The following is a 15,270-nucleotide window of genomic DNA, read 5'->3' on the forward strand; positions in this document are numbered from 1 at the left end:
AAATAAAATATCCAATCTTCAAGGATTTTTATGAAAGCAAGATGTTTACAATTTTTCATTCTATACCTTTTATCGCTTTTTATCTTTCAGGTTTTTACCTGTCAAAGAAATCGCTGACCATGATTTATTCTGTAAAGAATTATCATTTAATCTCTGTTCAATTTTCAAAGACCATGCCGTTCTTGACGACTTATTCATAATAACATCATCGCTGGATTTCTGTCAAGACTTTTTAAAAATTTTTATTGAAACTTTTGTCTTGAAAGTTTTCGTGTCCAACGACATGATTTATAATATCACATTCTATTTTTTACACATTTTAAGTATCGATTATTTAAACAAATTATCTTATTCTATCACAAAATTTCTCTTAATTTTGACATATTTCTAATATCGATACACCTGGTATTGTTGTTATACAAAGACAAAGTTAGAACATAAAGAGTCAACAACTACTCTATAAAACATTTCGTAAAGTTTTCCCTACACTATCATTAATAACTATATGTGCTAACTTATCATAAGGAGTTGGTGTCTTGTTAATCAATATGAGCTCCTTTCCTTTAAAGTATCTAATCAACCCTGCTGCAGGATATACAGTAAGAGAAGTACCTGCCACTATTAATACTTGACTCTTTGCTATATAGTCTATGGACCTATGCAAAACATCCATATCAAGATTTTCTCCATACAATACAACATCCGGTTTTATAATACCTCCGCATTCCTCACATAGCGGAATACCTTTAGACTTGATTATATAATCTAAACCAAAAAACTTATGACATTTGGTACAATAATTTCTATGAACAGAACCATGTAATTCTAGAACTTCTTTGCTCCCTGCGCTCTGGTGAAGACCATCAATATTCTGTGTTATTACAGCCTTTAATTTCCCCATTTTTTCAAGCTCTGCTAAAACTAAATGGGCATCATTGGGTTTAGCATCTACATAGATCATTTTGCTCTTGTAAAAATCATAAAATTCTTCTGTATGCTCCATAAAAAAGTCATGTGATAAAATTTCTTCAGGAGAATACTTGCTTTGTGTTTTTTCATTATAAAGACCACTAGCACTTCTAAAATCAGGAATGTTTGATTCTGTGGATACGCCAGCACCTCCAAAAAAAACAATGTTATCAGATTCCTTTATAACCTTTTTTAAATTGTCTAAGCTCATAATATCACCTCTTTATATGCTAACATTAATTATACCACTATATTATTTATCATCTATGTAAATTTCAATAAAATTATCTCTATAGCTTCGTTATATTATGCTATTAATACCAATAGAATATTATATATGTATATTCCTTATTTCCATAAAAAAACTTGTCTTTAGTATTTAATAAAATGAAAGAAAAATTATCAAACAAATAGTTTATCGGAGGTGCTTGCTTTGTTTTTCCTCTTTCTATTGGCTCTTTTAATTGCTGCAGGTGAATATATTTATTTTGAATCCAAGTTAGAAAGACAGCGTAAAACTATCTTACTACTGACAAAGCAAAATGAAAAATTTAGAAGGAAAACCTCCAAAGAAAATATTACTTTCTCTACAGTTAATATAAACTACTCAGAACCTTCTTATGGAAGCGGATACACCACTGATAATAGCTATATATTTTTAAGCCCTTTAGATAATTCTCCTATAGTATATCAATGCCTTAAGTCCATAAAGGTCTCTATTTTAGACAAGGCAGAAGTACTAAATAAATACTGGTACCAAGTGTCTATCCCCTCTACTAATAAAAATGTGATTAAAGGTTGGATGAAAGAAAGCGATATAAAATTCATTGTTGAAGAAGCTTTCAGTAATGGATAATAATATTATGTAATTGGATAAAGGCATATGTAAAAAGGCTTTCTCCCAGTATCACTGAAAGAAAGCCTATGTTTCTTATAGAAAAATATCTTATACTATTATTTCTATTCCTGTTTCTGTAACTACTATAGTATGCTCCCATTGAGCAGATAACTTTCCATCCTTAGTTACTACCGTCCAATCATTTGGAAGAAGCTTACACTCATATCCACCCTCATTGATCATAGGTTCTACGGTGAAAACTAAACCTGGAATAAGAAGCATTCCCTTACCCTTTCTAGCAAAATGGTCTACATGAGGATCCTCATGGAAACGTGTTCCAATACCATGTCCGCCGTAATCTCTAACAACTGAATATCCATTTGCTTTTGCATGTGGTTCCACAGCTCTTCCTATATCATAGAGATCTCCATAAGGCTTAACAGCCTCAACTCCTATATCCAAACACTCTTTAGCTACTTTTACAAGTTTAGCAGCCCTTTCATCTACCTCTCCAACCATATACATTCTGCTAGCATCAGAGTAATAGCCATCTAATATAGTTGTTACATCAATATTTATTATATCTCCATTTTTTAAAACCGTATTATCAGGTATACCGTGGCAGATAACCTCATTTATAGATGTACAAACACTCTTTGGAAAGCCTTGATAATTTAATGGTGCAGGAATTCCTCCACGTTCTATTGTAAAATTATGAACCCATTCATTTATTTCGTTGGTAGTAATTCCTTCTTTAATTATTGAACCTACATTATCAAGTATAGCTTTAGTAATTTCTGCACTTCTTTTAATACCTTCTATTTGCTCCTTAGTCTTCAAGAGCTTTCTATGAGGTATTATATAACCTTGCTGGGCGTATTCATAAAGCTTCAAATCCTGCTCCAAATGACATTTCTTGTATTTTAATCCACTACCACACCAGCATTCATCGTTTCTATTTAGTCTTCGCATATTTCCACTTCCTTTTAATACTATATTAATATATTATCACTTAAAGCTTTTTACATCCACAATTATTATTTTAACACATTTTTAAATCTATAGACCCTTTAGCCTATAATATATCTCTAATTAATCTTTCTGTAAAGTCTCTTATTAAAGGATATACAGTTACATATTTACTACTCTTGACACATTAAAACAAGTGATATAAAATCAAATAATATAAATTCATATTTTGCTATGACAAGGAAGAGTACTAGGAAACCCAGTTTACAGAGAGAGGCTGTTACCAGCTGAAAGCAGCCTTAAATATGGTTCTTAGGAAAACTACCCTTGAGCAGTGATTTAGTAGTAGCATATATGCTATGAAATATCACCGGTTGTTCCGATATTAACTATTTAAGAGAAATTCACATTGAATTTAATTTGGGTGGAACCGCGGATTTAGACATTCGTCCCATTGTGGGATGGATGTCTTTTTATATTATAAAAATATTGAAGGGAGGATTACAATGATTAAAGTTAAACTCAAAGATGGCCTATTGAAAGAGGTGGCTTTAGGCACCACCGTATTAAGCCTATGTAAGGAACTCAGTAACAAGTTAGCTAAAGAAGCCTTAGCAGCAAAAGTAAATGGCAAGGTGGTTGATCTAACTTACAGCTTGCAGGATGGTGATGAAGTAACCATACTAACTTTTGAAGATAATGATGGAAAGGATGTCTTTAGACACACCAGCGCTCACATTTTAGCTCAAGCTGTAAAAAGACTTTATCCTAATACCAAATTAGCCATTGGTCCTTCCATTGAAAATGGCTTCTATTATGATTTCGATAGTGAGCATAAATTTACTTTGGAAGATTTAGCTCTTATAGAAAAGGAAATGGAAAAGATAGTACAAGAAGGCTATGATATAGAACGTTTCGAACTTCCAAGAGAAGAAGCTATAAAAGTGATGAGTGAAAAAGGAGAAGATTACAAGGTTGAAATTATAAAGGACCTACCAGAAGATGCAGTAATCTCCTTCTATAAACAAGGTGATTTTGTAGATTTATGTGCTGGACCTCATTTACCTTCAACTAAAGCAGTAAAAGCAATAAAGCTATTAAGTCTAGCTGGAGCCTATTGGAAGGGAGACAGCAACAATAAAACTCTTCAAAGAATATATGGTACTTCCTTCCCTAAAAAGAAACTACTTGATGAGCATATAGAAAAGTTAGAGGAAGCTAAAAGAAGAGACCACAGAAAATTAGGTAAAGAACTAAAACTCTTTACTCTTATGGATGAAGGCCCCGGTTTCCCATTCTTCCTACCTAAGGGAGTTATTTTAAAAAATATACTTATAGATTATTGGAGAGAGCTTCACAGAAAATACGATTATATTGAAATAGAAACTCCTCTTATATTAAACCGTCAGCTTTGGGAGACTTCCGGTCATTGGTATCACTATAAGGATAATATGTATACTTTACAAATAGATGATCAAGACTTTGCCATAAAACCAATGAACTGTCCCGGCGGAATGCTTATCTATAATTCAGAAATGCATTCCTATAGAGATCTACCAATAAGAGCTGCAGAAATGGGTAAAGTTCATAGACATGAACTATCAGGGGCTCTCCACGGTCTTATGAGAGTTCGTGCCTTTACTCAAGATGATGCCCACATCTTTATGCTTCCAGAGCAAATTAAGGATGAAATTAAAGGGGTTATGAGCTTAATTAATGAAATATATACTTGTTTTGGCTTTAAGTATGAAGTTGAATTATCTACAAAGCCAGAGGATTCCATGGGAAGTGAAGAAGATTGGCGCTTAGCAGAAAATGCCCTTCAGGAAGCTTTAGAGGAACTTGGTCAGCCATATAAACTTAATCCTGGTGATGGTGCCTTCTATGGACCAAAAATAGATTTTCACCTAGAAGATAGTATAGGCAGAAAATGGCAATGTGGTACTATTCAATTAGACTTTCAGCTTCCACAACGTTTTGATCTAAGTTATATAGGCAGCGATGGAGAAAAGCATAAGCCTATAGTAATTCATAGAGCTATCTTTGGAAGCTTGGAAAGATTTATGGGTATATTAATAGAACATTTCGAAGGAAAATTCCCTACTTGGCTAGCACCAGTACAAGTTAAGTTATTGCCTATATCCGATAAATACCAAGAATATGCTTCTATTGTACTTAAAAAGTTAAAATCCGAAGGTATACGAGCTGAAATTGATAGCAGAACTGAAAAGATAGGTTATAAGATCAGAGAGGCAAGAAATGAGAGAGTTCCTTATATGCTTATACTAGGAGAGAAAGAACAGGAGCAAGGCATGATTTCACTAAGAAGCAGAAAACTTGGAGATGAAGGACTAGTATCAATAGAAGACTTTATTTCTAGAATAAAAGAAGAAATCGCTTCTAGAAGCTTATCCTTTGAATAATATATTTTAAGTTTTAAGGCGGTGTAGGATTTTACACCGCCTTTAATTCTATCTATCTCTATTAAAACTTATCCTTACTTATAGCAATTTTAAACATAATAATTAATCCTGCTACTATAAATGCTCCTCCGGTCATATAGTAGTATTTTAAATGAGAGGAGTTTGTACCAGCAATTTCAAATATCCCCTTAAGAAAGCTGCCTACTGTGAATGTAGCAATTCCTGAATTATATAAATTCATAAATACTCTGCAGCCTGCAAATTTAGTGATATGTGGAATAAGCTTATCAATTATGAAATAGAAAAGAGCCCCGCCTAGCAAAGGATACAAAAACATCCAAGTCATTGCTGCCGAGTCTACCCCATGACTAAAAGCACCATAAACCTTATCTATAACTATAGCTACTGCTGATAATATCAGATATATCCTTACAGCTTTTTTAAAAGTCTCTTTATTATTACTCTTATTAATAGCCAATATAAACAATATCGCTCACCTTTCTTTCTCCAGTTTTTCTACCACTAGTAGGATTATTTATAACCTTTCCGTTAAAGTACATAGTTGATGATCCTCCGCCGTCTAGATTATAAGCTACAGAGCAACCCCTTTTCTGGAATTCTTCAGCAAGCTCTAAAAGGGAAAGTCCCTCACTGTCACTGCTCCGTCCATCAGATACAATGAAAATATAATGAAGCTCATCAATCTGCCCAATAGCAGTTCTAGGATTACTTCTCATGGATTTTGCTACTTCACTGGAACTATCTACAACAATATCACCATCTACCACCAGCCCAGGACCAAAGGATAGAACCTGCCAGGCACCCTTTTCAATTAATGAATCTAAACTCTCCTCTTCTTCGGAAACAACAGATAAGTTACCATCCTTGTCTATAACCAAAGCATCGTTATGTCCACTTCTGGCGGTATCCCTATAAGCTTTCCCATTGCGAAGCACATAGCCCTCATCCCTAAAGCCGTAAAAGTCTCCGTTTATAGCAAAAATTGCTTCATTTTCCTCCGCTATATCTGAGGTTTTTTCCGTAATATTTCGTCCGTAGGTATTATTAGCAAAGGCTGTTTTCAGATAGGATGGATCAGAAATCTCAATATCTGCAACATAGATCTTTGAATCATACTTACGGTAACTTTCAATGGTTATTTTAATATTTTCATCCTCATAATAGTTCTCTGAAACCACTGCTTTCTTTTGAGCTTCTTCTTTTGTTGAAGATGATTCTGTATTTTGGAAATTTGAAGTGACCTCCGATCCCTCCTTTGAAGATAAGGAAACATTAGAAACCTCAGCCATTGGTTTTGGTAGTACAAAAGTATCAAGTAAGGTATAAGTAAAGGCGGCAGCCAGTATTATAGAGTAAATAGCTGCCCACCTATAGGGTTTATATAGGAACTTATTCATATTTAGTTTCACCCTTTCATTTTAAATCTTTATAATTTACTATCATTTACTAAAAACAAACCTTCTTTGAGCCCAATAGCTGAAAAGGAAAATTGTTACTTCAGTAAGTATTTTAGCTAAAAATAAGGATAAACCTAATAGGCTGTAATATATATCAATTACCCCATAATTAACAAGCATTATGAAGGCGGCCAGTATAAAATATCTAGGCAAAGACCTTTTAATGGAAGCATCCTTAAACTTAGAAAACACATAAATTCTATTTATTGTATAATTGAACGAAGCACTGCATAATCTTGCTCCTATTACTGATAAAAACAGATTAGAAGTATATAATTGCAATACTGCAAGAAGTAAAAAATCAATGACTCCTGACAAAATCGAAGACATGCTGAATTTAATTATTGGTAGATATATCCTGAAAGAATCCTTTAAAGGATGAAAATGTGAAGATTGATTTTGCTCATGATAGACCGTATCTATATTAATCTCATAAAAACTGTAGCCTGCAGGAAGAGTCTCTAGAAGCATATTCATCTCATATTCAAATCTGTCTCCAGGAATATCACAAAGCCAAGGCAGCATATCTATAGAAAATCCTCGAAGCCCTGTTTGAGTATCATAGACCTTAACTCCGCTAGCAAAGGTGAATACAGCCCTTGTAACGCTATTTCCAAAGCGACTTCGAAAGGGAACCTTTCCTACAAATCTTCTTGTTCCAAGCACCACATAATTTTTGTGTTCTTTTATGGCCTCAGCCACATTTATAATATCCTTTGTTAAATGCTGTCCATCACAGTCTGCAGTAACAACCCCCCTTGCTTCATTAGTTTCTTGTATATATTTAAATCCAGTTTTTAAAGCTGCACCTTTACCCATATTTTTCTCATGAGTTAAAACTGTACATCCAAGATTTGAGATACTATCAAAGATGTATCTATAGTTTTCTCCACTGCCATCATCCACGACTACAATGTCATAATCACAAACATAAATTAATTCACATACTAATTTAATGAGCTTTTTACTAGGTTCATAGGCCGGGATTAAAATCACCATAATTTTCACCCTCCTTGCATTTGATTTGCTATTAACTTGAAGCTATGAACCTATTTTACAAATACAACCTTAAACTCAGCTTAAATATCTACTTAAAAACTCGCAATAATAGCAAAAAAGCCAGCTTTAAAAGCTGACTTTTTATATGGAGTGCTATAGAATTTTATTATTCTTATGAAAGTTCAAAGGCTCCTGTATATAGCTGATAATATTTTCCTTTTTGATTGATTAAGTCTTCATGACTTCCTCTTTCAATGATTCTACCCTGTTCTAACACCATTATTACATCGGAGTTTTTAACGGTAGAAAGCCTATGAGCAATTACAAATACTGTCCTACCCTTCATAAGTTTATCCATACCATCCTGAACTATAGCTTCCGTTCTTGTATCTATGCTAGAAGTAGCTTCGTCTAGAATTAATACTGGCGGATCTGCAATGGCTGCTCTAGCAATTGTTAATAGCTGCTTCTGCCCTTGAGAAAGGTTAGCTCCATCCCCAGTTATAACTGTGTTATAACCCTGTGGTAAATGTTTTATAAAGGAATGGGCATTAGCTAGCTTTGCCGCCGCTACTACTTCTTCATCGGTAGCATCTAATTTACCAAATTTAATATTATCTGCTATAGTACCTGTAAACAAGTGTGGATCCTGTAGTACAACTCCTAAAGATCTTCTTAAATCATTCATTTTAATTTTGTTTATATTAATACCATCATATCTTATCTTTCCATCTTGAATTGAATAGAAACGATTAATTAAATTAGTAATAGTGGTCTTACCTGCACCAGTTGCACCAACAAAGGCAATCTTTTGGCCTGGCTTTGCGTAGAGCTTTATATTGTGTAAAATAATTTTTTCATCACTGTATCCAAAGTCTACATCGTTAAATACAACCTCACCTTGAAGTTTTGTATATGTAACGGTACCATCGCTATGAGGATGCTTCCAAGCCCATATTCCAGTACGTTCCTTACACTCTTCTAGGCTACCATCTTCCTTTTCCTTCACATTAACTAAGGTTACATAACCTTCATCTACTTCTGGCTCTTCATCTAAGAAGTTAAATATACGTTCAGCTCCCGCCAAGGCCATGATAACAAAGTTAAACTGTTGAGATATCTGATTTATGGTTTGGCTAAAGGTTCTTGTTAACTGCAAGAAAGATGCTAGGGCTCCAACAGTAAAAGCTCCAAAATCTCCTATAGCTAAAACAGCTCCAATAATCGATACAACAACGTAATTAATGTATCCTATATTACCCATTACAGGCATCAAAATGTTAGCAAACTTATTGGCATTATTAGCACTATCACAAAGCTGATCATTTAATTTATCGAAATCAGCCTTAGCCTCTTCCTCATGACAAAAGACCTTTACAACCTTTTGTCCTTCCATCATCTCTTCTATATAACCATTTAGCTTACCAATGTCTCTCTGCTGCAAGCCAAAATACTTTCTACTTTTTCCTCCAATGAATTTAGTAACATAAGATACTAAGAAAATAAAGAATACTTCTATAATTGTCAAAGGTATACTTAAAAAGATCATGGAAATAACTACACTGACAACAGTAATAATTGATGATAATAGTTGAGGTATACCTTGGCTAATCATTTGCCTTAAAGCATCTGTATCATTAGTATATAAGCTCATTAATTCACCATGAGCGTGGGTATCAAAGAATTTAATAGGTAATGTTTCCATATGTTCAAACATATCATCCCTTATTCTTTTCAAGGACCCCTGAGAAATTATAACCATTATTCGATTGTATATATAAGTAGCTAAAACTCCAATATAATATATTACAGCCATAGTTACGATAGCCTTAAGTAATGGTGTAAAATCTGGCGAAGTCTTATTTAAAAGTGGTGCTATATAATCATCTATAAGATTTCTTAGAAACAATGTTCCTACTACGTTAACGATAGAGCTTAATATAATAGTTATTGTAGCAATTAAGAATTGTAACTTGTATCCGCGAAACACATAATCTACTAACCTTTTCAAGGTTTTTCCCGAATTAACACTAGGAGCACCCATTCCTTTAGTTTTCATCTGCCTCCGCCCCTTTCACTTGATATTCATACATCTCTTTATAGATATCATTAGACTTTAATAATTCTTCATGAGTTCCGATTCCACTTATCTTTCCATCATCTAATACGATAATCTTATCCGCATCCTGAACAGAGGAAATACGTTGAGCTATTATAATTTTTGTTGTATCCGGTATTGTTTCTCTAAAGGCTTTTCTAATAAGAGCATCGGTTTTTGTATCTACCGCACTGGTGGAATCATCCAAAATTAATATTTTAGGTCTCTTAAGCAAAGCTCTTGCAATACACAATCTCTGTCTCTGACCACCGGAAACATTGGTTCCACCTTGTTCTATATAGGTATCGTATTTATTTGGGAACTTTTCTATAAATTCATGAGCTTGAGCCTGTTTGCATGCTTCAATGAGCTCTTCATCAGTGGCATTTTTATTTCCCCATCTTAAATTCTCCTTTATAGTTCCAGAGAATAATACATTCTTCTGTAATGCCATAGAAACTTCATTTCTTAAAGTTTCTATATCATACTTTCTAACATCAATGCCTCCTACCTCTACCGATCCTCTTGTTACATCATAAAGTCTTGGAATAAGCTGAACTAAAGTACTCTTAGCACTACCAGTACCTCCTACAATTCCAATAATTTCACCACTATTAATTTTTAAATTAATATTTTCTAAAACAAGATTATTAGGATCTTTACTGTAACTAAAATCTACATTATTAAAGCTTATAGAACCATCCTTAACTTCATAAACAGGATTTTCATCATTTACTATATCGCTCTTCTCCTCTATAACCTCTATTATTCTTTCTGCTGAGGATCTAGCCATAACTACCATTACAAAAACCATGGAAATAATCATAAGGCTCATCAATATATTAGTAGAGTAAGTAAAAAGGCTCATTAACTCTCCTGTAGTCATAGTATCCGAAACTATCATCTTTGCTCCAAGCCAGGATAGCAATAAAATACAGGTATAAACTGCAAATTGCATTGCAGGAGAGTTAAGTATTATCCTTTTTTCAGCTCTTACAAAGTAATTGTATAAGGTTTCAGAAGCCTTGTGAAACTTTTTAATTTCATGGTCCTCTCTTACATAAGCCTTTACCGCACGAATACCTACTAAATTTTCCTGTACACTGGCATTTAAATCATCATATTTCTTAAACACCTTTTGAAAGTATGGATGAGCTCCTGTCATAATAAAATACAAGCTTAATCCAAGAAAAACTATAGCACCTAAGAAGATTAATGATAATCTAGAATTAATATTAAAACTCATTACCATAGCAGAAATTAACATAATTGGTGCTCTAACCGCAATTCTTATTATCATTTGAAAGGCATTTTGAACATTTGTTACATCTGTAGTTAATCTAGTTACTAATCCAGCAGTTGAATATTTATCTATATTTGAGAAAGAATAATTTTGAATCTTATAATACATTTCTCTTCTTAGATTTCTTGCAAAACCTGCTGATGCACTAGCAGCATATTTACCTGACAACACCCCACAGGTAAGAGACAAGAAAGCTGTTATTAACATTATTACTCCAATAAAAACTACATATTTTATGTTCTCGTTTGCTATACCCTTATCAATAATCATGGACATTAAATAAGGTATGGCCACTTCCAAAAACACTTCTAAGATTACATACAAAGGGGTTAAAATAGTATCTTTCTTAAATTCACAAACATAACTTGCTAATTTTTTTATCATCAAATCCCTCCTCATCTTAAAACTACAATTAAAACCAAAAAAAAAATTGCCTTTAATCCGCAACTTTTTTTGACAATCTTGAAATTAAAGTTATTAATATATCCATTTCTTCTTTACTTAATTCTTCAACTAAAGACCTTTCTACCTTCAGAATAGAATTATATACCTTATTGTAAGTATCTACGCCCCTTTCTGTAAGTACAATCTTCTTAAGCCTGGCATCCTCAATAACACTTACCCTTTGTATATATCCATTCTTCTCCATAAGTTGAAGAACACTAGTAACAGAGGAGCGTCTAATATTAAACTCTTCCTCTATATTCTTTTGGAATATATCCTTCTTACCAGAATTAAAATATAAAAAGCCTAAAATCTTACCTTGGATACTTGTAATATCGTACTCTGCCAGCTCTTTACCTATTTTTCTGTTAATGTTGTGTGCCAGGGAAGTTAATAGTTTCCCTATATGTACTTGATTTTCCATAATAGCTCCCCTATTCTTTGTTAGGTTTCTAACTATTTAATTAGTATAAGTATTTTTTCTTTCTTTGTCAATAATAATTTGCCATCAAAAATCCTATTCTTAAGATTTGTTAACGATACCACCCAAGCTATTCATCAAATTCTTAGCATATTCGGCCTTTTCAGCACTGGTTTCCACCACCACTCTATAGCTTACAGCAGGTACTTCCTGAAAGCCACCTATACCACTAGACATAAAACTTACTGAGCTTAACAAGCTATTACCTAGCTGCCAATATGCATCATTACTATTATCATTAATATCCACAAAAGCATTATTAAACCCCTTACTCTTGAGACTTTCAGCAGCCTCATTAGCGCTCTTTATTCCATTGAAATAAGCTTCTATTTTCATCTTGCATCTTCCTTTCTTTTCATATTTACCCTTTCTAGGCCTCAGTTATATACACTTATATTTTGCTATAACTAAAATTAATTATGCACAAATTAGCAATTATCCCGCAGTATCTATACTCTGTTTCAAATAAAAAAACTTAGCAGAAATCCGCTAAGTTTTTACTGTTTTACAGGATCTATAAATATTTTTTCTATATAAAATTTATATATTCCATCTTTTATTAAAACCAAAGAAAGCTCCACAAATTCCTCCCACTATGTGAGTAAGTTGAGATACATTATCTTGAACAAATAATCCTTCTACAACTTCTCTTCCTATAAATATAACTACGACTAATATAAAGGTTAGTGGAATTCTTCCTCTTTCTATATTAACAAAGGAACCAAGTAAAATCATCATAAATACTATGCCACTAGCTCCAAGTAAAATTGTGTTGAAAAATAATACATTAATAATACCTGTTACCGCTGCTGTAATTAGAATCATAATAACCATGGACTTAGAACCATACTTCTCCTCCAGCATAGGACCTATTAACAATATGATTAAAAAATTATTAAAAAAGTGTTCTAGATCCGCATGGCCTAACACATGACCAAACAACCTTATATAGAAGAAGAAATCCGTTAAACTGCTCCTATATACAGAAAACAATAAATATGTAGATTCCATCCTAGTGATATAACCTAAAATCAACACTAAAAAAGATAAAAAAGTGAAAGTAAGTACAACCGGTGAATTATATTTTATCCGTTTTATCACTAATAATTCCTCCTTCAAAACAGAACCTAATTCTTTAAAGTATTATCATATCTTTCATTAATATATTAACTATATCATAATCCCCTACCATTTCAAGATTAGATAAAAATATTCTGTGATTCCCATCCAAATATAGCAATTTCGCATCCTTTTCCGTTACCGTAAAATTTTTTTCTACTTTTTCCAAAAATCCTCTTGACATTAACCATAATTTATATAATAATAATTATCAGAAGATAATTATTATTGTTTTATATGTACATACAAATAAAAATATATGTAAATTAATAAGAATTTTTAGGAGGTAGATTTTTTATGTCATTAGTAGGAAAACAAGTACAACCATTTAAAGCTCAAGCATTCCACAACGGAAAATTCATAGAAGTTACAGAAGCAGATTTTAAAGGAAAATGGAGCGTTGTTTGCTTCTATCCAGCAGACTTCACATTTGTATGCCCAACAGAACTTGAAGATTTACAAAACAACTATGATGCATTAAAAGAACTTGGAGTAGAAGTATATTCAGTATCAACAGATACTCATTTTACACATAAAGCATGGCATGATAGCTCAGAAACAATTGGCAAGATTACTTATGTTATGATTGGTGACCCTGCTCATGTATTGTCACGTAATTTCGATGTGCTAATTGAAGAAGAAGGTCAGGCTGATCGTGGTACTTTCATCATCGACCCAGATGGAGTTATTCAGGCTGTTGAAATTAATGCTGGTAACATAGGTCGTGATGCAAGCGCATTAATTAACAAGATTAAAGCTGCACAATATGTTAGAAATAATCCTGGAGAAGTTTGCCCAGCTAAGTGGAAGGAAGGCTCAGCAACACTAAAGCCAAGTCTTGATCTTGTAGGAAAGATCTGATGAGGTATAATATGATATTAGATGCAGATATTAAATCTCAACTCTCCCAATACCTCCAGCTAATGGAGGGTCCTGTACTACTAACAGTAAGTGCTGGATCAGATAGTATATCTAAGGACATGGTGGCTCTAGCAAATGAGCTAGCCTCCATGTCTCCTTTAATTAAAGTGGAGGAAGCTCAATTAGAGAGAACTCCTAGCTTTAGTGTAAATAGGCCCGATTTTGACTCAGGAATAACTTTCGCTGGCATTCCATTAGGACATGAATTCACCTCTCTAGTATTAGCTCTACTTCAAGTTAGCGGAAGAGCACCAAAGGCTGAGCAAAAAGTAATTGATAGGATTAAAAATATTAAAGGTCAGTACCATTTTGAAACTTATGTAAGCTTAAGTTGTCATAACTGTCCAGATGTAGTTCAAGCTCTAAATCTAATGAGTCTTCTAAATGCTGACATTACTCATACTATGATTGATGGTGCCGCCTTTAAAGAAGAAGTAGAAAGTAAAAACATATTAGCAGTTCCAACGGTTTACTTAAATGGTGAACCCTTTAGCAGTGGTCGTATGACCATTGAAGAAATTCTAAACAAGATAGATAACTCTACAGATACTTCTGACTTTGAAAGCAAAGAACCTTTCGATGTACTGGTAGTTGGAGGTGGACCATCAGGAGCTAGTGCCGCTATCTATGCAGCCCGCAAAGGTATCCGCACTGGAATTGTAGCGGAACGATTTGGTGGTCAAATTTTAGACACTCTAGGTATTGAAAACTTTATTGGTACAAAATACACTGAAGGTCCAAAGCTAGCAGCAAGCTTTGAAGAACACGTTAAAGAGTATGATATAGATATTATGAAGGCACAAAAAGCAAAAAGCTTAAGAAAAAATGATCTTATTGAAGTAGAATTAGAAAATGGTGCCATTTTAAAGAGTAAAACAGTAATTCTATCCACCGGTGCTCGCTGGAGAAATATAGGTGTACCTGGTGAAATAGAGTTTAAGAATAAAGGAGTAGCCTACTGCCCTCATTGTGATGGTCCTTTATTTAAAGGTAAAAATGTAGCAGTTATCGGCGGTGGTAACTCTGGTGTTGAAGCAGCTATAGATTTAGCTGGAATAGTTAACCACGTTACAGTCCTTGAGTTTTTACCTGAACTAAAGGCTGACTCTGTGTTACAAGAACGTCTATACAGCCTACCTAATGTAACTGTATTAAAAAATGTCCAAACAAAAGAAATTACAGGTAAGGATAAAGTAGATGGTCTCACCTATATGGATCGTTCTACCGG

15 protein-coding genes and 1 other annotated feature are annotated in these 15,270 nt (G+C 33.5%); of the genes, 4 read left to right on the forward strand and 11 right to left on the reverse strand.

The annotated features are described in order from the left end of the window. Positions 1 to 457: 457 nt before the first annotated feature. Positions 458 to 1,180, reverse strand: coding sequence for an NAD-dependent protein deacylase (locus tag N3C_RS08435; RefSeq protein WP_074365595.1), 723 nt, complete (start codon positions 1,178 to 1,180; stop codon positions 458 to 460). Positions 1,181 to 1,402: 222 nt separating this feature from the next. Between N3C_RS08435 and N3C_RS08440 the strand changes: the two genes are divergently transcribed. After that, positions 1,403 to 1,825, forward strand: a complete 423-nt coding sequence (locus N3C_RS08440) for a hypothetical protein (RefSeq protein ID WP_074365596.1) — start codon at positions 1,403 to 1,405, stop codon at positions 1,823 to 1,825. Positions 1,826 to 1,915: 90 nt separating this feature from the next. On the opposite strand, the gene N3C_RS08445 is transcribed toward N3C_RS08440, so the two are convergent. Beyond that, positions 1,916 to 2,779 carry a methionyl aminopeptidase gene (locus N3C_RS08445; RefSeq protein WP_074365597.1) on the reverse strand — a complete coding sequence of 288 codons (864 nt, stop codon included), beginning with the start codon at positions 2,777 to 2,779 and terminating at the stop codon, positions 1,916 to 1,918. A 222-nt stretch (positions 2,780 to 3,001) separates the two neighbouring features. Then, positions 3,002 to 3,233: a binding site (T-box leader), on the forward strand. A gap of 49 nt (positions 3,234 to 3,282) precedes the next feature. On the opposite strand from N3C_RS08445, the gene thrS reads away from it, so the two are divergent. Next, positions 3,283 to 5,199: a threonine--tRNA ligase gene (gene thrS / locus N3C_RS08450; RefSeq protein ID WP_074365598.1), complete on the forward strand. Its 1,917-nt coding sequence runs from the start codon at positions 3,283 to 3,285 to the stop codon at positions 5,197 to 5,199. A gap of 61 nt (positions 5,200 to 5,260) precedes the next feature. Here thrS and N3C_RS08455 read toward each other — a convergent pair whose 3' ends face one another. The 9 genes from N3C_RS08455 to N3C_RS15045 form a co-directional block, all read right to left on the reverse strand. Then, positions 5,261 to 5,686: a hypothetical protein gene (locus tag N3C_RS08455; RefSeq protein ID WP_242944068.1), complete on the reverse strand. Its 426-nt coding sequence runs from the start codon at positions 5,684 to 5,686 to the stop codon at positions 5,261 to 5,263. Beyond that, positions 5,667 to 6,617: a phosphodiester glycosidase family protein gene (locus N3C_RS08460; RefSeq protein ID WP_074365599.1), complete on the reverse strand. Its 951-nt coding sequence runs from the start codon at positions 6,615 to 6,617 to the stop codon at positions 5,667 to 5,669. The genes N3C_RS08455 and N3C_RS08460 overlap by 20 nt, the downstream gene beginning before the upstream one ends. A gap of 42 nt (positions 6,618 to 6,659) precedes the next feature. After that, positions 6,660 to 7,676 carry a bifunctional glycosyltransferase family 2/GtrA family protein gene (locus tag N3C_RS08465; RefSeq protein WP_074365600.1) on the reverse strand — a complete coding sequence of 339 codons (1,017 nt, stop codon included), beginning with the start codon at positions 7,674 to 7,676 and terminating at the stop codon, positions 6,660 to 6,662. A 172-nt stretch (positions 7,677 to 7,848) separates the two neighbouring features. Further along, a complete protein-coding gene (locus tag N3C_RS08470; protein ID WP_074365601.1) occupies positions 7,849 to 9,735 on the reverse strand; it encodes an ABC transporter ATP-binding protein in 1,887 nt (628 codons plus the stop codon). Continuing rightward, complete coding sequence (locus N3C_RS08475) at positions 9,725 to 11,461, reverse strand: ABC transporter ATP-binding protein (RefSeq protein WP_074365602.1); 1,737 nt, start codon at positions 11,459 to 11,461, stop codon at positions 9,725 to 9,727. Before N3C_RS08475 ends, N3C_RS08470 begins: the two co-directional genes overlap by 11 nt. 52 nt (positions 11,462 to 11,513) lie before the next feature. Then, positions 11,514 to 11,945 (reverse strand): MarR family winged helix-turn-helix transcriptional regulator, encoded by a 432-nt coding sequence (locus N3C_RS08480; RefSeq protein ID WP_074365603.1) that lies wholly within the window; start codon positions 11,943 to 11,945, stop codon positions 11,514 to 11,516. 99 nt (positions 11,946 to 12,044) lie between these two features. After that, positions 12,045 to 12,338: a hypothetical protein gene (locus N3C_RS08485; protein ID WP_074365604.1), complete on the reverse strand. Its 294-nt coding sequence runs from the start codon at positions 12,336 to 12,338 to the stop codon at positions 12,045 to 12,047. A gap of 204 nt (positions 12,339 to 12,542) precedes the next feature. After that, the gene (locus tag N3C_RS08490; protein ID WP_074365605.1) at positions 12,543 to 13,103 is read right to left on the reverse strand and encodes a rhomboid family intramembrane serine protease; all 561 of its coding nucleotides are present in this window, start codon (positions 13,101 to 13,103) and stop codon (positions 12,543 to 12,545) included. A gap of 34 nt (positions 13,104 to 13,137) precedes the next feature. Next, entirely contained in the window at positions 13,138 to 13,290 is a 153-nt protein-coding gene (locus N3C_RS15045; protein ID WP_178377796.1) for a hypothetical protein, read from the reverse strand. A 128-nt stretch (positions 13,291 to 13,418) separates the two neighbouring features. On the opposite strand from N3C_RS15045, the gene ahpC reads away from it, so the two are divergent. After that, positions 13,419 to 13,982, forward strand: a complete 564-nt coding sequence (ahpC, locus tag N3C_RS08495; RefSeq protein ID WP_074365606.1) for an alkyl hydroperoxide reductase subunit C — start codon at positions 13,419 to 13,421, stop codon at positions 13,980 to 13,982. Positions 13,983 to 13,993: 11 nt separating this feature from the next. Beyond that, a partial coding sequence (gene ahpF, locus N3C_RS08500) for an alkyl hydroperoxide reductase subunit F (protein ID WP_074365608.1) occupies positions 13,994 to 15,270 on the forward strand: 1,277 nt, incomplete at its 3' end.

It is taken from the genome of Clostridium sp. N3C, from assembly GCF_900095445.1.
Classification (GTDB): Bacteria; Bacillota; Clostridia; order Clostridiales; family Clostridiaceae; genus Clostridium_AU.